Raw genomic sequence first — 22,093 nt, forward strand, 5'->3', positions numbered from 1 at the left:
ACACATAGAAACATAGCAATTTGAACTGATAAAAAGTCGTTTTACTTTTACATAAAAACACATTAGTTACTATGTGAATAAGCGAGCTTAATTTGTATTCTTCTAAAACTAAAAAAATCTATGTTTCCTATGTGTTCAAAATAATTTTTCACACAGTCCCAATAGCCATCTGAATAAAGGATTAAATTGATTACACATACTTTTTTTTAACACATAGAAACATAGCTATTTGAACTGATAAAAAGTCGTTTTACTTTTACATAAAATCACATTAGTTTACTATGTGAATAAGCGAGCTTAATTTGTATTCTTCTAAAACTAAAAAAATCTATGTTTCTATGTGTTGAAAATAATTTTTCACGCAGATTTTGCAGATGGAGCAGATTTTTTAATTTTTAATCTTTAATTTATTTTTAGATTTTCCCTTTTTTGTTCAAGACATCAAGTTTTTCATCTAAATATTTTACAAATTCATCTTTTGTTTTAATACCGTTTGGTTCTTGTTCCCAGGCGCCTAAAAAGTAAAATGATGTTGCTTTTGTAGTTGGTTTAAAAACTAAGAGGTAATCTAAATCAGTGTCGGCAATATTTTCAATTGTTTTGACTTCATAAAAAATTGCCATTCCTAATTTATCCGGCACCAGTGATTGTTCACCATAAGTCGCTAAATAAGCCCATTTTTTATTTTTACTTTCTTTTTTAAGCAGTTCGGTGTTTTTTTGCTTTACAATTCCGGTGCAAATTCCTTTTATTGCTGTTGATGCCTTAATTGTGTGCTGTGTATAAAGCTGATCCGGTTTAATCGTTAATTCTGATGTAAAATTGATTTTATCCGTTGCTGTTTTCCATCCGTAATAATTTACTTTTACGCCAGATTCATTGGTTTTATTTACTACAGTTGCAATAGTGGAGTCTACTTCACGGAAATGTAATTTTTCATTGTTTAAATAACGGTCAATAGAACCAATCCCGATTCCTTTCCCTGCTTTCAGGATATCTGCTCCCCAATCACTCATTTCGTGGTATGAATCAAAATTATCCTGACCAACTAATGGCAAAATATTGGCAGAAGTTTTCTTTCCGAAAATATCAATCGCATTTCTCCAGTCCAGATACAAACGATATCCAATTCGGTTACTTTCCCATCCCGGACCTTCGTAACGAATATCAAAGGAATGGTCTGTATGTTCCGGAGCTAATTTTAATCTGTCAACATTTTTAAAAACAGTTCCGCCTTTGTACTTACGACCTTCCCATTTTCCATCTGTTTTTGCAGATATTTCGGCATACGTTTTAGCTGTTTTTATATCGTATTTCTGAGCGTTAACTGTCGTAATACCAACTAAAAGTAAGGTTGCTAATGTGATTTTTGTTTTCATTTTTATTGTAATTATTTAAATATTCTGTCTAAAAATTTTATGCTGTAAAGTATTGTTTCGTCAAACCATGGCTGAAAAAACCAAAAGGAATGAGGCGAATCCTGAATTGTTTTTACCTCATTATAGATATTATTCTGATTTAAAATCGCAATCATATCGTCTCTTCCTGCATGAAACCGGTCAAAACTGCTGTTGATAAACAGTGTTGGCGGTGTATTTTTATTAGTATGGCTTAAAGCCGATGCCTGTTTCCAGTTCTCCGGATTTTCTTCATAAGAACCTCCAAGCCAAAACGATGCCATTTCTCCTTCACTCGATTCAGGATGTTTAAAAGCCAATACTCCGTCTACATCAATAATGGCCTGAACGTTTGAAGACGATTTACTTTTGTATTGTTTGTCTTCTAAAGCTGAATCTTCATTTGTTGTACCAATCAATGCTGCCATTTGACCTCCCGAAGAGCATCCTAAAACCGCAATTTTGTCTGGATCAACATTGAATTTTTTCGCATTATCTTTTATAAACTTAATAGCATTTTTTACATCATAAATTCCCTGTGGATATTTTGCTTCAAGCGATAATCTGTATTCAATTGCAAAACAAGAATATCCTTTTGAGGTGATTTCCTGTGCCATAACCTGCATTTGATTTTTATTTCCTGATCTCCATCCGCCGCCATGAATCATGATTACAGCAGGTTTTCTTTTTTGTTTTGTATTAAAATAAGCATCTAAATGTAATGCTCTGTTTTGATCTTTATAATACACTACATTTTCAATCTGAGTATCATTTACTGCTTTATTTGCTTCGGCAATTTTTATGAAAGGATATTTCTTGATTAGTTTTGCATACGTACTTTTTACGGTATATGACGTGTCAATATCGTAGTGCCTTTGCGCAATACCAATTTGAGTAACAAGTAATAAAATAAACAATATTCTTTTCATTTCAGCCGAACTAATTTTTAGTTAAGAAAGGAGTCCGATTCATAACCGAACTCCTTTTTAACTTCTTCAAAAAATAAAATCTCAAAAAACTTTCAAATTACTAATAACCAGGATTCTGAGGGAAATCTTTATTTTGGTTTAAATCCAATGCTGTTTGTGGGATTGGTCTTAAAATTTTAAGCTGACCGCCTACTCCAACAAAATTAGCTGCTTTGATTCGGTAATTATAAGCCGAAGCTCTCGCTACTAAAGTTCCTGTGCGTTTTAAATCGAACCAACGTTTGTATTCCCCTACCAATTCTCTACCTCTTTCATCTAAGATATAATCTATATTGAATTCAGCAGCAGTCGCATTTGCAACTCCGGCTCTTCTTCTTACTTCGTTTAAACGGTCTAAACCTGTTGCAGGATTACCCGCTTTTAAATACGCTTCGGCAGCTACTAAATACGTTTCTCCCAGTCTTGCCACGATAATATCTCTGGTACTTACAGGACCTGTACTTGAAGGTGTTGTCAATTCAGGATCATCAAATTTCTTCACTGGAATAGTCTGGTAATCGATATTTTTTGTCAGTGTGTATTCTGCAGAATATTCTCCCCACGGATGGTAAACAAATCCTGTTGCTAATTTTGCCGTTGCTAAATAAGCTGTTTTATCGGCTGCTGTAAACCATTTTGGCGCATAAAAATGTTTCACTTTCAAAGTTGTTTTATCAGCAACTCTAAAAAAGTCATAATAGTTTTCATAAACTTCATTCATGAAAGTCCCTGCCCATCTTTTATCATCTTTAGTATACAAACCTAAAGCATAACCTGTTGGGAGTAAATTATAACTTCTTAATGGAGCTCCGCCTTTGGTTTCACTTCCGCCTAAATAAGAACTGAAATAATAGAACTGGTTATTTCCTAATTTTGTAGGATCTGTACTGGTTGAATTTTTATCGTACTGAACAGAGAAAATTGTCTCCACATTCAAATCATTTGCCGGTTTAAACAAATCTGCAAAAGGAACATTTAAAGCTTGCCCTGCAATTGCTGCATCAGCATAAGCCGCTGCTTTTGCAAAATCATCTGCTTTACCAAATGTTTCGTACCCTCTTGTTAAATAAACTTTTGCCAATAAATCGTTTACGGCTCTTTTGTTTACTTTTCCAGATGCACCATAAGCTCCTGTTCCCACAGTAGCCAGCGCGCTGTCTAAGTCTGCTATAATATGAGCATACACTTCTTCGGCACTATTTCTTGTGAATGATAAAACCGGAGTGGTAATATTTTCATCTACAATTGCAACTCCACCATACGTTTGCACCAATAAAAAGTAAGCTTGTGCTCTGATAAATTTTGCTTCACCCACTAGCACACTCACATTTGGGTTTTGTTCTGTAAGAGTTGAATAATACACCGTTTTATTAACCGATTGTATGGCCAGATAACACGTATTGTACAATTGCTCTACGCCTGTTGATGAAGGAATCAATAATGTATATTGGCTTAAACCAGCCGGTTCTGCGGTTCTTCCTTCGGCATACATATCTGTTCCTGCTTCAAACAACCACGGATCACCTCCATAAATTGCTTTTAGCCTTGCATAGTCTGAGTTTACCAGTAACTGGAATCCTGATGCTGTTTTATATGTTGCATCAGCAGGAACGTTAGAAAGCGATTCTTCTTCAATATAATCACTGCATGCAGTAAAAGTAGTTGCGATTATTCCTAAAATTAATAGTATCTTTTTCATTTTGTATCTTATTAAAATTTAACACTTAAACCCAATTGCGTTGTAACAGATGCCGGACGGTTAACTCCAAAAGCTGAACCTGCCCATTCCGGATCGTATCCATCGAAATTTGTAAAAACAAACGGATCTAAAACATTTACATAAATTCTAAAATTACTCATTTTCAGTTTCTTAAGTAAATCTGGCTCAAATGTATATCCCAGAGATATATTTTTAATTTTTGTGTATGATGCATCTCTGTAATAAGCAAAACCTGAAGACCAATATGCTCCTGCACCAGTCGCTACAGGTCCCGGTCTTGGATTTTCATTATTTGCATTAGCCGGAATACCTGTACCATTTGTAGGGATAAAATAATCCATTGCTATTTTTTGACGCCCTCTGTCACTTACATCAGCAAAGTTTTGGTGAAAGCTGCTCAATACAGTTTGCCCCTGACTTGTGATTACAGAAAAACTAAAGTCAAACTGACCTACATTCAATTTAGAATAAAAACTTCCCTGCCACTCCGGATTTGGATTACCAATTACTGTTCTGTCATCCTGATTGAATTTACCGTCACCGTTTAAATCTTTAGGTCTTGCCTGTCCCGGAGCTTGTCCAAATGATGCTGCCTGAGCTGCTTCACTTTCCTGCCATACACCATCGTAAACATAATTATAAGAGTTAAAAGCCGGATTAGGAAGAGGAGATCCTAGAATCAATTTATTACCTATATCACTTACTTTGTCCTGATTGTAAATAGATTCTAATTTATTCACGTTTTTAGTGAAAGTAAAAGTAGTTTCCCAGGTAACCAGTTTTGATTTGATATTTTTAGTCGTTAATAAAACCTCAATACCTTTATTACTTACCGATCCTACGTTTGAAAAAGTATTAATATAACCTGATTCCGGTGGTAATTGTTGTTTATAGATCAAATCATCAGATAGTCTGTCATAAACATCAACACTACCCGTAATTCTGTTTTTTAAGAAACCAAAATCAAGACCTAAGTTGAATTCTCTTGTTTTTTCCCAGGTTAACTGTTGGTTTGCCAAGTTTTCTGATTGCCATCCCGGAACTACAACTGAACCATTTGCATAAAATGTTTGTTGGTTCAACAATGCCTGCGAAGTATATGGTGCAACATTATCGTTTCCGGTATATCCAACACTTGCTCTTAATTTTAAGTCTGAAACTGTATTGTTTCCGGCTAAAAATGATTCTTTGCTAATTTTCCAACCCAATGCTAATGATGGGAAACTTTCCCATTTTACGCCTTCTGCCAATACAGATGAACCATCCCATCTTGTAGACGCCGTTAATAAATATTTGTCTCTAAATGCATAATTCAAACGTACTGCATAAGAGTTCAGGGTATTTTTTGCATAAGCTGATTTTACAACATAGCTCGATTGAACTCCTGAGCCAATATTGTCTACGCCTGTATCAAAAGGTTGTGTGTTTGAAGATAAAAAGGAACTTTCATCTTTATTAGAATAAATACTTTGAAGTAATAAAACGCTAAAATCATGAACTTCATTAAAAGTATGTTTCAAGTCAATTTGGTTATCCCAAGTGTAATTGAAGTTGTTTACATTTTCAAGAGAAGAAGAGTTTTTGTTGTTCAAAGTCACACCCGCATTTGATTGAGCGCCGTAAGCTTTACCATTTTTAGCACTTAAAATTCCCGCTGAAAAAGTGGTTTTGAAAGACAGCCAATTTATAGGCTGGTATTGAAAATAAAGATTTCCAACTGTTTGCCATGTTTTTTCTGTTTGGGATGAATTAGCAATTTCTACCAATGGGTTCACAGAACTGGTTTTGTTAATCGCCCATGAACCATCAGGATACGTTAATTTTCCAGGTAAGAAAAACAACTCGCCTCTTTTTTCATTTCCTGCTGCATCAATTGCATAAGGAGACATAAGCGGACTTAATCTAAAAGCTTCCTGCATCGCTAAATCACTCCCTAATTGCGAGTCAACATTTGCGATTGTTACATTTGCACCTGTAGAAAATTTATCATTTATTTTGTGATTTAATCCTAATTTAAAAGAGTATTTGTCCATTGAATCTTTATCAATCAAACCTCTGTCACCCTGAACTCCAAAACCTAAATTATAGCTTAATCCGGAGTCAGAACGTCCTGAGATATTCACATAATTATTTTCGGTCATTCCGGATTTCAATACTGCATCATACCAGTCAAAATTATAACCGCTATTAGCTCTTGAAACTAACAAAGGACTTTGATTTCCTGCTAATGCCGCAAGTTGCGCCGGAGTTTGCGTTGTAGGTGTTGCGCTCATATAAGCGGTCTGGTGAAATTTCCACCATTCTTCACCATTCATCATTTTAGGAAGTCTGGCTGCTGTTTTTGTACCATAAGATGAATCAAAAGTAACCGTGATTCCGGACTTAGCACTTAAACCGCTTTTTGTTGTAACGATGATAACTCCCGATGCTCCTCTTGAACCATAAATAGCTGCAGAAGACGCATCTTTCAAGACATCCATTCTCGCAATATCCTGAGGATTTAAAAAGTCAATCCCGTCAGTAGGCACACCATCAACAACATACAATGGAGTTGAACCCGCAATTAAGGAATTATTACCTCTAATGACAACATTAAATCCATCAGAAGCTCTTCCTGTACTTGAAGTAATCTGAACTCCGGGAGTACTTCCCTGAATAGCTTCTAAAGCACTTGTTGTGTTTCTTTCGGTAATAGTTGCAGCGCTGATAGTACTTACAGAACCTGTTAAATCTGTCTTTTTTACAGATCCGTATCCTACCACAACAACTTCATTAAGTGAGTTTGATTGTTCAGCAAGACTAACATTTACTTTAGATTTTCCTGCAATACTAACTTCCTGTGTCTGAAATCCTAAATAACTAACTATTAAGATTGCTTTATTATTTGTGACATTCATTTTAAAACTTCCCTCAAAATCTGTAGAGGTACCATTTTTAGTTCCTTTTTCCTGGATATTTACACCCGGAAGGGATAATCCCGCAGCATCTGTGATTTTTCCTTCTATCGTAGTCGATTGAGCGTAAATTGTGGAGCTCAACAGAAAATTCAGGAAAAATAAAAATACAAGATTGTATTTTGTTTTTTTCTTTGATAATTGTTTAAAGTTCATAATGTGGTTTTAATAGTTTGGTTAATTGAAAGTTTTTAATTTTTAGTATTTTCTACTTTTTTTTCATTCACAATCGTATTTATAAAATTGATGTTTTTTACATTTTTTAATGAAGACACTTTGTCTACTTTATCTACCGTAACATTTTTAAGTGTAATATTTTCTACGGGAGATTGCTCATATCCTTCTGCCCATACGGCAAACTTTCCTCCATTTTTTACTGTCACATTTTCAAGATTGATGTTTCTTACCGTTGGTATAAAATTTCCCGTTTGCGAGCCGTAAACATTATAGAACATGGTTACCAGCAACACAGATTCCTTCACGGTTCCTACCTTAAGGTTGCGAACAAAAACATCTTCGATAACGCCGCCTCTTTTTGAATTTGTTTTAATTCGAATGGCACGATCCAAATTTGGACTGTCCATAACACAATTTTCAACAAAAACATTATTCACTCCAGCCGAAATCTCACTGCCAATAACAACCCCGCCATGACCATCGATCATTTTACAGTTTTGAACTATTATATTTTTACTTGGGATCGCTACTCTTCTTCCATCAGCATCACGACCTGCTTTAATGGCAATACAATCATCTCCTGTATTAAAGGTGCAGTTTTTAATAATTACATTTTGCGAATATTCAGGATCACAACCGTCATTATTAGGTCCGTGGCTGTTTACCGTTACACCATCAATTATGATATTATTTGTTTTGATAGGATGTAAAATCCAAAACGGAGCATTTATAACCGTTATATCTTTTACTAAAACTGTATTACACTCAAAAAACTCAATAAAATTAGGGCGTAAATAACGTCCTTCACCAAAAACTCTTTCAGCTACCGGAACATTTCTTTCTGCCATGTCAACCAAAACCTCACGATTTTCAGGATCATTTTGAGAAGCAATTCCTTTTTTCCAGCCGTAATCTTTACCACCGGACCAAATCCACCAGTTTGTGGCATTAGCCTGACCATTAAGAGTTCCTTTTCCGGTTATGGCAACATTGGTTTTATTTTTAGCGTATATAAGAGGAGAATAATTCATCAACTCTGTTCCTTCCCATGAAGTATGAACAATTGGATAGTCTTTAGGATCAATGCTGAATAAAATCTCTGCCTTATCTTCTAAATGTAAATTCACATTACTTTCTAAATGTATTGGACCTGTTAGATATTTCCCGTTAGGAACAAGGACTTTTCCGCCACCATTTTGTGAACAGGCTTTAATTGCTTTTTCAAAAGCTGCTGTATTAGATGTTTTTCCATCGGCTACAGCACCAAAATCATTTATATTAAATGTTTTATCCGGAAATTGAGTTGCAGGAATACTTTTAACGATTAATTCCATTTTTTTCCATGGATCTGAATCGGAAATTTTTGAAGTCTGTTTCGCACATGATGATACTATTACAGCAACTACACTGGAAATTAAAACTGACTTTAGTGCTATAACCTTATTTACAATCATTTGGGTAGTATTTATTGTTTCAGATTCAAAACAATGTAAATATGTAATCGATTACACGAAAATATAAAATAAGTTCCATTGCACCAAATTTATTTGGAAATAAATTATATATTTAATTTTTATTAGGAATTATAATTACACTTAATGTAAAAAAACATATAATTTATTATCATTGTAGAATCGAAAACGATGTAATTATAATTTATGGTAATCGATAACAATTTGTGTAACGTTATAAAAAAAAATGTATTTTTGTCTGTAACTAATTTGAAAAAACCACATTAATGAGCGAAAAAATAACCATTTACGATATTGCTGAGAAATTGAATATCACCGCTGCGACGGTTTCACGGGCGTTAAACAACAATCCGAAGATTAAAGAAAGCACGCGCGAGTTGGTTATTAAAACGGCTGCTGCAATGAACTACAAGCAAAACAAATTAGCGCTGGCTTTAAAAAGCGGACGAAGCAATAATATAGGTGTTATCGTTCCGCGTATAGACAGTAACTTTTTTGCCTCTGTTATTAGGGGAATCGAAGAAGAATTGCATCCTCATGGTTATCAGGTAATTATTTGCCAGACTCATGAAAGCCCAAAAAGAGAAAACGAAAATCTATATACCTTAATAGATGCCCAGGTCGACGGAATTTTAATGTCGGTTACCGATGTCACTACAGAAAATGACGGTGCTTTTCGCAATGTTTTAGAAAAAAATGTCCCGCTTATATTTTTTGACAGAAGTAAACATATTGATGGCGTAAGCTCGGTAACTATCAATGACTTTAAAGGCGGATATCTAACTACAAAACACTTAATCAACGAAGGCTGCAGATGTATTGCGCATTTATCAGGAGATCAATCTCTGGAGATTTTTAAGAACAGGTTTTTAGGATACAAACAAGCTTTACTGGATAACGGAATGATTTTTAAAGAGGAATATGTAATTCCTGTAAAAAGTAGTGTTGATGCCGGAAAAGAAGCCGTTGATATTTTATTACAATTAGAAACTCCACCGGACGCTATATTCTCTTCGAGTGATTTCGCAGCTTTAGGAGCGATTCAGGAATTAAAAGAAAGAAACATCAGTATCCCAAAAGAGTTTTGTGTAGCGGGTTTCAGTAATGAACCTTTTACTAAATTCATGGAATTATCCATTACTTCTGTAGATCAGTCTCCGCTTGAAATGGGGAAAATGGCTGCACGTGTTTTCCTTGAACAAGTGGACAAAACCGATACAATTAAAATAGAAAAAAAGGTAGTTCTGGCTCCTGAATTACATATTCGTAAATCTTCGTCCAGAAGTACTATTTAATCTTTTTTTTCACCATATAAGTTATATAAGTTCATTTAATATATTGAACATAGTCAAAAAGGCAGCTCATTTAAGGGCTGCCTTTTTGTTTTTTTTCTCATTTTTTGTCATTTCGACGAAGGAGAAATCTCCGCAAGTAACTCCGCAATCATAATCGTCAATCTTTGTCGAGCTTCTCGCGGAGATTTCTCCTTCGTCGAAGTGACAAACTTTACGATAACTTTGCTAAATGTAGCATATTTTGCAAACTGCACAAATAATAAGCGAAGTACTAAAATTAACTTATATAACTTACATGGTAAAATTTAAAAACAAAAAGACAGCCCTTAAATGAGCTGCCTTTTTATAAACATCGTATATAATATGAACTTATATAACTTACATGGTAAAATTTAAAAAACAAAAAGACAGCCCTTAAATGAGCTGCCTTTTTATAAACATCCTATATAATATGAACTTATATAACTTATATGGTAAAATTTAAAAAACAAAAAGACAGCCCATAAATGAGCTGCCTTTTTATAAAAATCGTATATAATATGAACTTATATAACTTATATGGTGAAAAGTTTCAATCTATAAAGAAACTCCTCTTTTCCAAGGAATAAAATCATTTTGGTTTAAGATTGCTGCTTTGGTTTTGATTGTACCACTTGCAACATCTATGATAAATTCTAACATTTCATCTGCCATTTCATTAATAGATTTTTCTCCTGTGATAATTCCACCAGTATCGATATCAATAATGTCCGACATTTTATTGGCTAGTTGCGTGTTGGATGAAATTTTTACAACCGGTGCAATTGGGTTTCCTGTTGGCGTTCCCAAACCTGTTGTAAATAATACCATATTGGCTCCTGAACCTACCATTGCAGTTGTACATTCAACATCATTTCCAGGGGTACATAACAATGTAAAACCTGGTTCATTGATATATTCTCCGTAATCGTAAACACCTACTATTGGTGAAGTTCCTCCTTTTTTGGCAGCACCAGCAGATTTCATCGCGTCTGTAATCAAACCGTCTTTAATGTTACCCGGAGACGGATTCATATCAAAACCTGAACCAGCATCAACAACCGTTTTTTCGTACCACTGCATTAAGTCTAAGAAACGTTTTCCGTCCTTATCATCCACACAACGGTTTACCAATTCCTGTTCTACTCCACATAATTCAGGAAATTCAGAAAGAATTGTAGTTCCTCCTAAAGCCACTAAATTATCAGATAACACTCCTAATGTTGGATTAGCTGAAATTCCTGAGAAACCGTCAGATCCACCACATTCTAAACCAATTCTTAATTTAGACAATGGAGCTGGAGTTCTTTGTATATCGTTTGCTTTTTTAATTGCTTCAAATGTATCTTTTACAACACTTCCTAACATTGTTTCAATTGTTCCTATTTGTTGCTGATCGTAAATCAAAACAGGTTTTTTACTGTTTGGATTAATCGCATCTAAGGCATCTTTGAAAATCTGGATTTGTAAGTTCTGACAACCCAAACTCAAAACCGTTGCCCCAGCCACGTTAGGATTATTTACATAACCAGCCAATAACTTCGCCAGACTATGTGAATCCTGACGAATTCCGCCACAACCACCCTGATGTGTGATAAATTTAACTTCGATATTATTGAATAAATTAGCTTCGTTTGAAGCCGCTTCATTTCCTGTACCGCCAGTTTCTGTTTTTACTAAAGAACGAAGCAGTAATTGATAATCGTTTTCTTTAGGCTTCATTAATTCCTTTTCAAAAATATCTTTTAAGATTTCGATATTTCTGTTTTCACAAAATACTAACGGAAAAAATAACCAAACATTCTCAGTTCCAACTTGCCCGTCTTCTCTGTGATATCCCTGCCATGTTCTGTCTTTCCATTTATCAATATTAGGAACATTCCAGCCAATAGTTTCCGTTTTACCGGTCACCTTATCACTTTCATGTTTTACATTTTCTGTAGATAAAAGTCCGCCTTTTTCAATTTTGGCACTTGCTTTTCCTACCAAAACACCATACATAATAATACGCTCACCTACTTCAAAAGTATGCATGGCGATTTTATGTTTCATTTTTACATCAGATACGATTGTAATATCTTGTCCTTCAAAATTGATTACCTCACCAGCAACCAGATTTACTAATGCCACGGCGACATTATCTGAAGGGTTTACTTTTATTAATTTCTTTTGCATGATTTTTATTTTTTAAGTTGCTAAGTTTCTAAGATGCTAAGTTTCTGAGATCGTCCCAAAAACTTAGGAACTTGGAATCTTAGAAAACTATTTCAATTAATATTGTTTGCTGAAATTAGCAAATCCTTTTTCTATTCCGTTTTCTTCAATCTCATTTAAGGCTATTACTAAAGCTTCAGACAAACCATTGATTTTAGTTAAATCTTCACCCCAGAATTCTGTATTCGCTAATATCTTAGCTACAACTAATTGGGCAGTTTCTAATTGCCATGCGTTTTTAAATGCTTCAACAATTTCCGGAGAATCTTTTACAGGCAATGCTTCGTTGTTCCAGGTTCCTTTGTAAAACTGAATTAAACTCGCTAATGAAAAAGTCAAATTAACAGGTAATTTTTTGTTAGTATTATAATATCCTAATAAACTAGGTAAAACTCTTACTTTGAATTTTGAAATAGAATTTAATGCTATATCTGCCAATGCATGTTTGATAAATGGATTTTTAAATCGGTCCATTACCTCTTCAGAATAAGCGGTAATCTCATTTTTATCCATATCAAGCGTTTCACTAATTTCACTAATAACGCCGTCTACAAATTTTCCGGTAAAATCTCCATCAACCGTTTCCATTACTAATTTGTTACCATACAAAAGTGAAAAAGGAACCATTGCCGTGTGTGCACCGTTTAAAATACGAACTTTAATCATTTTAAAGGGACGTATATCATCAACGATTTTTACATTCAAATCTGTTTTATCAAACGGTAATTTTGCTTTTAAAGCATCGCCACCTTCAATAGCCCAAAGGAAGAAAGGTTCAGCAGCTACAATTAAGTTGTCCTGATAGTCTAATTTATTATTGTATTCTTCAATTTCAGCTCTTGGATATCCCGGAACAATTCTGTCAACCAAAGTACTGTGATACGTACAAGCATCTGATACCCAAGTTTTAAATGCATCCTCTAATTTCCATAAATCAACATATTGTAAAATATATTTTTTCAGCGTTTCTGAGTTATAATCAATCAATTCACAAGGAATAATAGTAACTGCTTTAGAAGCATCTCCATTGAAATGTTTGAATCTTTCATATAGTAAAACAGTCAGCTTTGCTGGAAATGAGACCGGCGGTTGCATATCCGGAGTATCACTTTCAATGAATTCAATTCCGGCTTCAGTTGTATTTGAAACAATAAACTGAAGTTCTTCTTCTTTGGCTAAAGCCAAATAATCTACAAATTCAGTATATGGATTTATAGCTTTTACAATATTAGTGATTAACTCAATATCTTGTATTTTTTCGCCTTTTTTAATTCCGTTCATAAACAACGTATAAAGACCATCCTGATCGTTAATCATATTGACCATACCATCTTTCAAAGGTTGAACGATTGCAATACCAGCATTAAAATCAACTTCTTTATTTAATTTGTGAAAAGCATAATCAACAAAAGCTCTCAAGAAATTCCCTTCTCCAAACTGAACTACCTTAATGGGCTGTAATTTTTCTAATCCTGTATTTTTTCTGTTTAACTGTTTCATTTTAAATCTTTAAAGTGTTACACATAACCACTAAATCCTTACTGTTTTTTTTAATTTCTCAAACTGTAAAAGAAACATTACACTTGTGTGAGGAAAACAAATTTTGAAGTGAGGAATGACAAAATTTATTTTACCAAGCGTAATGTTCAATTACAATCTCTAAAATCTAAAAAAAACGCATGTTAAATAAGGATTGGCGTGATTACTCCTTATTATTTTCTAATATTTTTGATGATATCCAGCACCTGACTTACTTTTGTTTTTAGTCCGTCATAATCCTTTTTATCAAGTATTTCTTTTGAAATCAATTGTGATCCTAAACCTACACAGGTTGCACCTGCGTTTAACCATGAAGACAAGCTTTCTACGGTTGGATAAACTCCTCCTGTTGGCATGATATTCGTCCACGGGCAAGGTCCTTTTATGGCTTTTATAAATTCCGGTCCGTAAATATCCGCAGGGAATAATTTCACAATTTCGCATCCTAATTCTTCGGCTCTGGCAATTTCCGTTAAAGTTCCGCAACCTGGCGACCATAATACTTTACGGCGGTTACAGGCAATGGCGATATCTTCCCTGAAAACAGGAGTTACAATAAAATTAGCGCCTAAACTCATGTATAATGAGGCCGCAGCAGCATCTGTAATTGAACCAACGCCTAACATCATTCCCGGTAATTCAGCCAATGCATATTTGTTTAATGCTCCAAAAACTTCATGGGCAAAATCTCCTCTGCTCGTGAATTCCATTAATCTGGAACCACCATCGTAACAGGCTTTTAATACCTTTTTACTAATTTCTAAGTCTGAATGAAAAAACAACGGAACCATACCGTTTTCTTTCATTTGCTGCGCTACTTCAATTCTTGAATATTTTGCCATTTTATATTAATTATCTTGATACTAATGCAGAACCATCACCATCAATCATATTTTCAACTTCTTTTAAAGTAACTAAATTATAATCTCCTGCAATTGTGTGTTTTAAACAACAAGCTGCTACTGCAAAATCTAAAGCTCTCTGGTTATTATTTTGGTATTGCTGTAATCCGTAAATCAATCCACCCATAAAAGCGTCTCCGCTTCCTACACGATCTACAACCGGAGTTACTTCTTTTACGGCTGCCTGATAAATGGCTCTTCCGTCAAATAAAATACCGCCAATTCTCTGGTGCGAGGCACTTACAGAATAACGCAATGTTGTGGCTACGGTTTTTAAATTCGGAATCAAATCAAACAGCTTTGTGTATAAAACAGGAAGTGATTTTTCGTCCTGATAATTTGGGTTTACTTTCGGGATTCCCATCATGAAATAAGCCGTATCAATATCTCCTAAAATAACATTGCTGTATTGTAACATTTCCGGCATAACATCACTTGGCATTTTGCCATATTGCCACAATTTAGATCTGTAATTCAAATCACATGAAATCGTAATTCCCATTTTATGCGCCACTTTAATCGCTTCTAAACAAGCTTCGGCAGCACTTTGAGAAATTGCGGGCGTAATTCCGCTCCAGTGAAACCAATCTGCACCTTCTAAGACTTTTTCCCAATCAATCAAGCCTTTTTGAATAGTTGCCATTGAACTGTGCGCACGGTCATAAACTACATTACTGCCACGCGTTCCTGCTCCGGTCTCCAGAAAATAAATTCCTAAACGTTCTCCGCCGTAAACGATGTTTTTAGAATCGACGTTCATTTTTCTGATTTCTTTTAATGCAGAAAAACCAATTTCGTTTTCAGGTAATCTGGTAACAAATTCAGCATTCAAACCATAATTAGCCAAAGAAACACATACATTAAATTCTCCACCTCCATACGTAGCACCAAATGCCGTAGATTGCGAAAAACGTAAATGTCTTTCTGTCGATAAACGCAGCATGATTTCTCCAAATGCAACTACTCTACTCATATTATTTATTGTTTTTACCAGTAAAAAGATTTTTTTTACCATTACAGCCATTAAGAAGCTAAACTTAGCTTAACATAATACCTTAATGTTTAAGCTATTTTAATTAAAACTTAAAATATTCTTTTGCGTTGTTGTATGAAATATCAGCAACCAGTTTTCCAATCCATTCCATGTCAGCAGGAAGTTCACCGCGTTTGATTTCGTCTCCTAAAAGATTACATAAAATACGTCTGAAATATTCATGTCTCGGAAAAGATAAAAAGCTTCTTGAATCTGTCAGCATTCCTACGAAACAGCTAATTAATCCCATGTTTGAAAGGGCATTTAATTGTTTTGTCATTCCGTCTTTCTGATCTAAAAACCACCATCCGGAACCAAACTGTACTTTACCGCGAACGCTTCCGTCATTGAAATTTCCAATCATAGTAGCCATCACTTCATTATCAGCAGGATTTAAGTTGTAAATGATCGTTTTAGTCAATTTATCTTTACTGTCCAAAGCATTTAAAAAGCTGGATAATTTTTGTGCCTGCGGATAATCTCCAATAGAATCCCAGCCTGTATCAGGTCCTAAAATCCTGTGCATACGCGCATTATTATTTCTTAAAGCGCCTAGATGAAATTGCTGAACCCAACCAAATTGATGGTACGTTTCAGACAAGAACAATAATATGGCACTTTGGAATTTCAGTCCTTCTTCAGGAGTAATAATTCTGTTTTCTCTTTTCTTTTTGAAGATTGCATTTACTTCGCTTTCAGTAAATTCTTCAAAATAAATCTGATCTAAACCGTGATCACTAAGTTTACAGCCATTTGCATTAAAAAATTCAATTCTGTTTTTTAGTGCGCTGCATAAATCAGAATACGTATTAATTGCAACTCCGGACACATCCCCTAATGTGTCCAGATATGCATTATAACCATCATTAGAAATAAGGATAGCTTTATCAGGTCTGAAAGCCGTACTCATTTTAGTTCCAATAGGATTTTTTGTCAGTTTCTGGTGAAACTCCAAACTATCAATCGGATCTTCGGTAGTACAAACTAATTCAGCGTTTACTTTTTTAAGCAGGTTTTGTGTGCTGTACGCCTGAGAATTAATTTTCTCTGTCGTTTCGAGATAGATTTTCTCAGCTGATTTTTCATTCAGCAAATCATAAATATCAAAATAACGTGCTAATTCCAAGTGCGTCCAGTGGTACAAAGGATTACGCATTGTATACGGAACCGTTTTTGCCCAGTTGATGAACTTATCTTTATCTGAACCGTTTCCTGTTACAAATTGCTCGTTGATCCCTAATGTACGCATAGCGCGCCATTTGTAGTGATCTCCGTTGATCCAAACCTGAGTAATATTGTCGAAAATTTTATCTTCGGCAATAAACTGAGGATTCAGGTGATTGTGATAATCAATTATAGGTTGATTTTTAGAATAATTATGGTATAACTCTTCGGCGAATTTATTTTCAAGTAAAAAGTTATCGTTTATGAATGTCTGATTTGCGCTCATGTCTTTTGAATGTAATTAAGATTAATCTTCGTTTGATGGTTTACCAATTGTAGCCAGGATTCCTCCATCTACATATAAAATATGACCATTAACAAAATCACTTGCTTTTGAAGATAAAAATATTGCTGCTCCGGCAAGATCTCCCGGATCTCCCCATTTTGCAGCCGGAGTACGGCTTATAATAAAATCGTTAAACGGATGTCCGTCAACTCTGATAGGTTTTGTTTGTTCAGTTGCAAAATATCCAGGTCCAATTCCGTTGATTTGCACATTGTATTTTGCCCATTCTGTCGCCATATTTTTAGTCAGCATTTTCAAACCGCCTTTTGCAGCAGCATAAGCACCAACCGTATTACGGCCCAACTCGCTCATCATCGAGCAAATGTTGATTATTTTTCCTTGTCTTCTTTCGATCATTCCTCTTGCAACATGCTTGGAAACGATAAAAGGAGAAACTAAATCAATATCAATTACTTCTTTAAAATCAGCAACTTCCATTTCAATTAACGGGATTCTTTTAATGATTCCTGCATTGTTTATCAGGATCGCAATTGGTCCAACTTCAGCTTCAATTTTCTGAATTGCTGTAATAACTTCCTTTTCATCGGTTACATTAAATTTATAACCCACCGCATTTATTCCTTCACTTTTAAGCTCCTTAACAGCATCATCAATTTTTTGCTGAGAAGAGTTTCCATTTACCACAATTGTCGCTCCGGCTTGTCCTAATCCTTTTGCCATTGCCATTCCAAGTCCGTGTGTACTTCCTGTGATAAGTGCAATTTTTCCTTTTATATCAAATAAATCTGTCATAATTATCTTAATTCAGTTATTTTACAAACATCCATATCTCCGTAATCTAAGTTTTCACCCGCCATTCCCCAGATAAAAGTATAATTACTGGTTCCTGATCCTGAGTGAATGGACCACGGCGGAGAAATAACTGCCTGATGGTTATTCATCCAGATGTGTCTTGTTTCCTGTGGCTGACCCATAAAATGACAAACCGCCTGATTTTCCGGAATATCTAAGTAGAAATACACTTCCATTCTGCGATCGTGTACGTGCGCCGGCATTGTATTCCAGACACTTCCTGTTTTTAATTCCGTCATACCCATTTGCAATTGGCAAGTTGTTACAACGCTGCCAATAATCATTTGGTTTACCGTACGGTGATTTGCTGTTTCTACTGTACCCAATTCAAGTTTATTCGCTTCTGCCAGACTTACTTTTACCGTTGGGTAGGTAGTATGAGCCGGAGCCGAATTGATATAATATTTAGCCGGATTATTGCTGTCGTTACTTTTAAAGATTACTTCTTTATTACCGCTCCCGATATACAAAGCATCCTTAAATCCTAATTCATACGATTTGCCTTCAACAAGAACAGAACCGCTTCCTCCAACATTGATAATCCCGATTTCTCTTCTTTCTAAAAAATAACTTGCCTTAAGCGGATCGATACTTTCTAATTTTAAATCACCTTTTACGGGAACTGCAGATCCTGCAATGTATCTGTCATAATGAGAATATGTTAATACAATCTCATCTTCCTGCATTAAGTCATCAATTAAGAATTCTGTTCTTAATTCCTGAGTATCGTATTTTTTAACTGCTTCCGGGCTTGACGCGTATCTTGAGCTATATTTTGTCATAATTTTTAATTTAATGTAATCGATTGCACAAAATTAGATTTTTATCTTTAAAAACCATTATTGAAACCAAAATTTATTTTATTTTTAAGATATAAAGTTTACAATTCTACCTTTTTCATTCTTGGAACTAAAATATGCATTATCAGCCATGCCAGTAAATAAGCGGCTCCGCAAATGCAAAACATGATGAAATATCCTGTTTCTATTTTTCCTAGTCTGGTATAATAAACAAACATATTTTTTTGAACTACAAGGGTTAATAAAATCCCTCCAAGCGCTCCAAACATTCCTCCTATTCCGGTTACGGAAGCGGTTGCTTTTTTAGGGAACATATCAGAAACCGTTGTAAAAATATTTGCGCTCCACGCCTGATGCGCAGAAACCGCACAACCAATAACCAAAATTGCCCACCACATATTTATAGTACCTAAATATTGAGAAAACAATACCGGTAAAACTGCAAATGCATAAATAAGCATACTGGTTTTACGCGCTTTGTAAGCCGGCCAGTTGTTATTGATTAATTTTAACGGCAGCCATCCGCCGCCAATGCTTCCTATACTTCCAATTACATACACCAAAGCGCAGGGCCAGATAATTTCTGTAGCCGTTAGTTTGTATTGTTTCATCAGGAAATCCGGCAGCCAAAATAAATAAAACCACCAAACAGGATCTGTTAATAATTTACCTATTGCAAAAGCCCAGGTCTGACGAAACGAAAGCAATTTTAACCATGAAACTTTTTCAGTATCTTCAACCTCAACAATTTCAGCCTTATCAGAAGTTATATATTCAAATTCGGCCTGAGACAAACGTTTTTGTTTTTGTGGCACTTCATAAAAAAGAAACCACAATCCCAACCAGATAAAACCAACAATTCCGGTTAAAATAAAAGCCCATTGCCAGCCAAAATTCTCCGCTATAAAAGGAACTGATAAGGGCACAATGATAGCTCCTATATTACTTCCTGAATTAAAAATTCCGGTTGCTAAAGCTCTTTCTTTTTGCGGAAACCATTCGGCTGTTGCTTTTATTGCAGCAGGAAAATTTCCTGCTTCGGTGATTCCTAAAAACACACGTGCAATTAAAAATCCTCCTGTTCCTGTGGCAAATGCATGCCCAATTGCGGCTAAACTCCACAATCCGGTTGCAATTGCATAGCCTATTTTTGTTCCTAATTTATCAATGATTCCACCTGCAACCAGCATTCCCATTGCATATGCAATTTTAAACGCCAACTCAATATTCGAATAATCTATTACTTCCTGCTCCGGTGTCCAGTGAAAAGCTTCTGCTAAAAAAGGTCGCAGGTAACTTATTACATTTCTATCCAGATAATTGACAGTCGTTGCAAAAAAAACTAAACTACAAATAGTCCAGCGGTATTTACCTATTGCTTCATTAGCCTGATTCATAATAGTGGTTGGTTTGGTTGAGTGGTTAGCTAGCTGATACTTATGATACGATTATAGTATTAAAGATTAGTAATAGGACTGTATTTGGGCACTAATGTTTTCATCACAATCCATCCTGTTAAATAACAAACGGCACATATTGAAAAAATGATAAAATATCCGGCTTCAATTCCTTTAAAACCCATAAATACCATATTAGTTTCTTTAGCATGATCAAACAATAATCCTGAACCTTTGTTGATTATAGTAGAGCCAACACCTCCTGCTAAACCGCCAATTCCTGTAATAGTTGCGATTGCTTTTTTAGGAAACATATCTCCAACTGTTGTAAAAATATTAGCTGACCACGATTGGTGAGCCGCTCCTGCAATACCGATGATAATTACCGGAATCCAATAACTTATATATCCTAAAGGTTGTGCAATCAGCGCTAACAATGGAAAGAATGCAAAAATCAACATGGCTCTCATTCTTCCTTCGTAAGGGTTCATTCCTTTTTTCTCGACAAAGTAAGTTGGCAGCCAACCTCCTATAATTGAAAGTAATGTAATCATATATAAAACAAACAATGGTAAAGCTGCTTGTGTAGAATCCATTCCGTAAACTGAACTTAAATATGCCGGGGTCCAGAATAAAAAGAACCACCAAACACCATCTGTCATGAATTTCCCAAAGGCAAAAGCCCAGGTTTGTCTGTATTTAAAACAATCCATAAAAGATACTTTGGTTGTCGTTTCAGGTATGTAACCAACAATCTTAGCATCGGCAATATCATCTTGTTGAATATATTCTAATTCCTCTACACTTACTCTTTTATGTCGTTCCGGTTTGTCATACATAAAAATCCAGAATCCCATCCATACAAACCCTAACGCTCCAATGATGATAAAAGCCATCTCCCAACCAAACGATTTCGCAATGAACGGAATCGATATCGGAGCCGCTAATGCCCCAACTGTGGCACCTGCGTTAAATATACTGGTAGAAAATGCTCTGTCTTTTTTAGGAAAATATTCCGCTGTGGTTTTAATTGCCGCAGGGAAATTTCCTGCTTCACCAACTGCCAGTACAAAACGTGCAAAAATGAATAATGTAACACTTACATTAATTACTAATCCTGTATCCTGCACTAAATCAATGGCTTGTTTTGCGCCTTCAAAACCTACAAACCAGTTTCCTGTAATAATTCCTGCTGTTGCGATACCGCAAAATGCATGCAAACAAGCGCCAAATGACCAGATCCCGATTGCCCAAAGAAAGCCTTTTTTAGTATCTAACCAATCCACAAATCTTCCTGCAAATAATAGGGAAACAGCATAAAATATAGAGAATAGAGCCGTAATGTTTCCGTAATCATTATTTGTCCAATGAAATTCCGGTGCAATAAAATCGCTCCAGGTTAAAGAAAGTACTTGTCTGTCAAGATAATTAATTGTTGTAGCAAAAAACAATAATGCGCAGATACTCCAACGATAGCTGCCTGTAGATTTTTTGGTTTGGCTGATAATAACTTCCTCTTTTTGATTCATGGTAATGGTTTATTATAAAATTGATATTTTTTTGGGTAATTTAATTCTCTTCTCAAAGCCAACACAAAGACAGCAAAACCAATACATTAAATCTATGAAAAGAAATTAATGTAATCGATTGCACAAATATAGTTTTAAATCTTTATATTCCAAATAAATTATATAAAAAATTATTTTATGTCATTAAATAAACATATAGAATAAAAATTCACATGCAAAATTACACATTAAACAATATATTTGTTAAAAGCCAACATGTGAAATTTATCCTTTTTGAGGGGTAAAATTGTACTAAAAACAACACTTTCTAATGATTTTTTAAGAAGTCTCTTATCTAGAAAGAAAAAACTTTTTT

15 protein-coding genes are annotated in these 22,093 nt (G+C 34.9%); 1 reads left to right on the plus strand and 14 read right to left on the minus strand.

The genetic code is table 11. The features are described from left to right. Window positions 1–413 precede the first annotated feature (413 nt). From ACHRVX_RS19590 to ACHRVX_RS19610, 5 genes are all read right to left on the minus strand, one after another. Window positions 414–1,379, minus strand: a complete 966-nt coding sequence (locus tag ACHRVX_RS19590) for a DUF4861 family protein (protein WP_395335317.1) — start codon at window positions 1,377–1,379, stop codon at window positions 414–416. Window positions 1,380–1,390: 11 nt separating this feature from the next. Beyond that, a complete protein-coding gene (locus ACHRVX_RS19595; RefSeq protein WP_395335322.1) occupies window positions 1,391–2,326 on the minus strand; it encodes an alpha/beta hydrolase fold domain-containing protein in 936 nt (311 codons plus the stop codon). A gap of 100 nt (window positions 2,327–2,426) precedes the next feature. Further along, a complete protein-coding gene (locus tag ACHRVX_RS19600) occupies window positions 2,427–4,064 on the minus strand; it encodes a RagB/SusD family nutrient uptake outer membrane protein (RefSeq protein WP_395335325.1) in 1,638 nt (545 codons plus the stop codon). 11 nt (window positions 4,065–4,075) lie between these two features. Beyond that, window positions 4,076–7,195: a SusC/RagA family TonB-linked outer membrane protein gene (locus tag ACHRVX_RS19605; RefSeq protein WP_395335327.1), complete on the minus strand. Its 3,120-nt coding sequence runs from the start codon at window positions 7,193–7,195 to the stop codon at window positions 4,076–4,078. Window positions 7,196–7,230: 35 nt separating this feature from the next. Then, window positions 7,231–8,670, minus strand: coding sequence for a glycoside hydrolase family 28 protein (locus ACHRVX_RS19610; protein WP_395335329.1), 1,440 nt, complete (start codon window positions 8,668–8,670; stop codon window positions 7,231–7,233). A 284-nt stretch (window positions 8,671–8,954) separates the two neighbouring features. On the opposite strand from ACHRVX_RS19610, the gene ACHRVX_RS19615 reads away from it, so the two are divergent. Next, window positions 8,955–9,983: a LacI family DNA-binding transcriptional regulator gene (locus ACHRVX_RS19615; protein WP_213294186.1), complete on the plus strand. Its 1,029-nt coding sequence runs from the start codon at window positions 8,955–8,957 to the stop codon at window positions 9,981–9,983. 576 nt (window positions 9,984–10,559) lie between these two features. Here ACHRVX_RS19615 and ACHRVX_RS19620 read toward each other — a convergent pair. The 9 genes from ACHRVX_RS19620 to ACHRVX_RS19660 form a co-directional block, all read right to left on the minus strand. Next, window positions 10,560–12,176, minus strand: a complete 1,617-nt coding sequence (locus tag ACHRVX_RS19620; RefSeq protein WP_395335332.1) for a UxaA family hydrolase — start codon at window positions 12,174–12,176, stop codon at window positions 10,560–10,562. A gap of 96 nt (window positions 12,177–12,272) precedes the next feature. Continuing rightward, window positions 12,273–13,715 carry a tagaturonate reductase gene (locus ACHRVX_RS19625; protein ID WP_395335335.1) on the minus strand — a complete coding sequence of 481 codons (1,443 nt, stop codon included), beginning with the start codon at window positions 13,713–13,715 and terminating at the stop codon, window positions 12,273–12,275. A 212-nt stretch (window positions 13,716–13,927) separates the two neighbouring features. Then, window positions 13,928–14,596, minus strand: a complete 669-nt coding sequence (locus ACHRVX_RS19630; RefSeq protein WP_395335338.1) for a bifunctional 4-hydroxy-2-oxoglutarate aldolase/2-dehydro-3-deoxy-phosphogluconate aldolase — start codon at window positions 14,594–14,596, stop codon at window positions 13,928–13,930. 10 nt (window positions 14,597–14,606) lie between these two features. Beyond that, complete coding sequence (locus ACHRVX_RS19635; RefSeq protein ID WP_395335340.1) at window positions 14,607–15,629, minus strand: PfkB family carbohydrate kinase; 1,023 nt, start codon at window positions 15,627–15,629, stop codon at window positions 14,607–14,609. Between the two features lie 103 nt (window positions 15,630–15,732). After that, window positions 15,733–17,139: a glucuronate isomerase gene (uxaC, locus tag ACHRVX_RS19640; RefSeq protein ID WP_395335342.1), complete on the minus strand. Its 1,407-nt coding sequence runs from the start codon at window positions 17,137–17,139 to the stop codon at window positions 15,733–15,735. A gap of 21 nt (window positions 17,140–17,160) precedes the next feature. After that, window positions 17,161–17,952, minus strand: a complete 792-nt coding sequence (locus ACHRVX_RS19645; protein WP_395335344.1) for a gluconate 5-dehydrogenase — start codon at window positions 17,950–17,952, stop codon at window positions 17,161–17,163. A 2-nt stretch (window positions 17,953–17,954) separates the two neighbouring features. Continuing rightward, complete coding sequence (kduI, locus tag ACHRVX_RS19650) at window positions 17,955–18,794, minus strand: 5-dehydro-4-deoxy-D-glucuronate isomerase (protein WP_395335346.1); 840 nt, start codon at window positions 18,792–18,794, stop codon at window positions 17,955–17,957. Window positions 18,795–18,892: 98 nt separating this feature from the next. Continuing rightward, a complete protein-coding gene (locus tag ACHRVX_RS19655) occupies window positions 18,893–20,209 on the minus strand; it encodes an MFS transporter (RefSeq protein WP_395335348.1) in 1,317 nt (438 codons plus the stop codon). A gap of 59 nt (window positions 20,210–20,268) precedes the next feature. Then, window positions 20,269–21,738, minus strand: coding sequence for an MFS transporter (locus tag ACHRVX_RS19660; RefSeq protein ID WP_395335350.1), 1,470 nt, complete (start codon window positions 21,736–21,738; stop codon window positions 20,269–20,271). Window positions 21,739–22,093 lie beyond the last annotated feature (355 nt).

This window comes from Flavobacterium sp. FlaQc-47 (genome assembly GCF_044006475.1).
Taxonomy (GTDB): domain Bacteria; phylum Bacteroidota; class Bacteroidia; order Flavobacteriales; family Flavobacteriaceae; genus Flavobacterium.

Excerpts from the sequence above, each read along its gene's own strand:
- kduI (WP_395335346.1), bottom strand. The coding sequence starts at position 18,794 with ATGACAAAATATAGCTCAAGATACGCGTCAAGCCCGGAAGCAGTTAAA.
- ACHRVX_RS19630 (WP_395335338.1), bottom strand. The coding sequence starts at position 14,596 with ATGGCAAAATATTCAAGAATTGAAGTAGCGCAGCAAATGAAAGAAAAC.
- ACHRVX_RS19645 (WP_395335344.1), bottom strand. The coding sequence starts at position 17,952 with ATGACAGATTTATTTGATATAAAAGGAAAAATTGCACTTATCACAGGA.
- ACHRVX_RS19615 (WP_213294186.1), top strand. The coding sequence starts at position 8,955 with ATGAGCGAAAAAATAACCATTTACGATATTGCTGAGAAATTGAATATC.
- ACHRVX_RS19660 (WP_395335350.1), bottom strand. The coding sequence starts at position 21,738 with ATGAATCAAAAAGAGGAAGTTATTATCAGCCAAACCAAAAAATCTACA.
- ACHRVX_RS19635 (WP_395335340.1), bottom strand. The coding sequence starts at position 15,629 with ATGAGTAGAGTAGTTGCATTTGGAGAAATCATGCTGCGTTTATCGACA.
- ACHRVX_RS19600 (WP_395335325.1), bottom strand. The coding sequence starts at position 4,064 with ATGAAAAAGATACTATTAATTTTAGGAATAATCGCAACTACTTTTACT.
- ACHRVX_RS19620 (WP_395335332.1), bottom strand. The coding sequence starts at position 12,176 with ATGCAAAAGAAATTAATAAAAGTAAACCCTTCAGATAATGTCGCCGTG.
- ACHRVX_RS19625 (WP_395335335.1), bottom strand. The coding sequence starts at position 13,715 with ATGAAACAGTTAAACAGAAAAAATACAGGATTAGAAAAATTACAGCCC.
- ACHRVX_RS19605 (WP_395335327.1), bottom strand. The coding sequence starts at position 7,195 with ATGAACTTTAAACAATTATCAAAGAAAAAAACAAAATACAATCTTGTA.
- ACHRVX_RS19590 (WP_395335317.1), bottom strand. The coding sequence starts at position 1,379 with ATGAAAACAAAAATCACATTAGCAACCTTACTTTTAGTTGGTATTACG.
- ACHRVX_RS19655 (WP_395335348.1), bottom strand. The coding sequence starts at position 20,209 with ATGAATCAGGCTAATGAAGCAATAGGTAAATACCGCTGGACTATTTGT.
- ACHRVX_RS19595 (WP_395335322.1), bottom strand. The coding sequence starts at position 2,326 with ATGAAAAGAATATTGTTTATTTTATTACTTGTTACTCAAATTGGTATT.
- ACHRVX_RS19610 (WP_395335329.1), bottom strand. The coding sequence starts at position 8,670 with ATGATTGTAAATAAGGTTATAGCACTAAAGTCAGTTTTAATTTCCAGT.
- uxaC (WP_395335342.1), bottom strand. The coding sequence starts at position 17,139 with ATGAGCGCAAATCAGACATTCATAAACGATAACTTTTTACTTGAAAAT.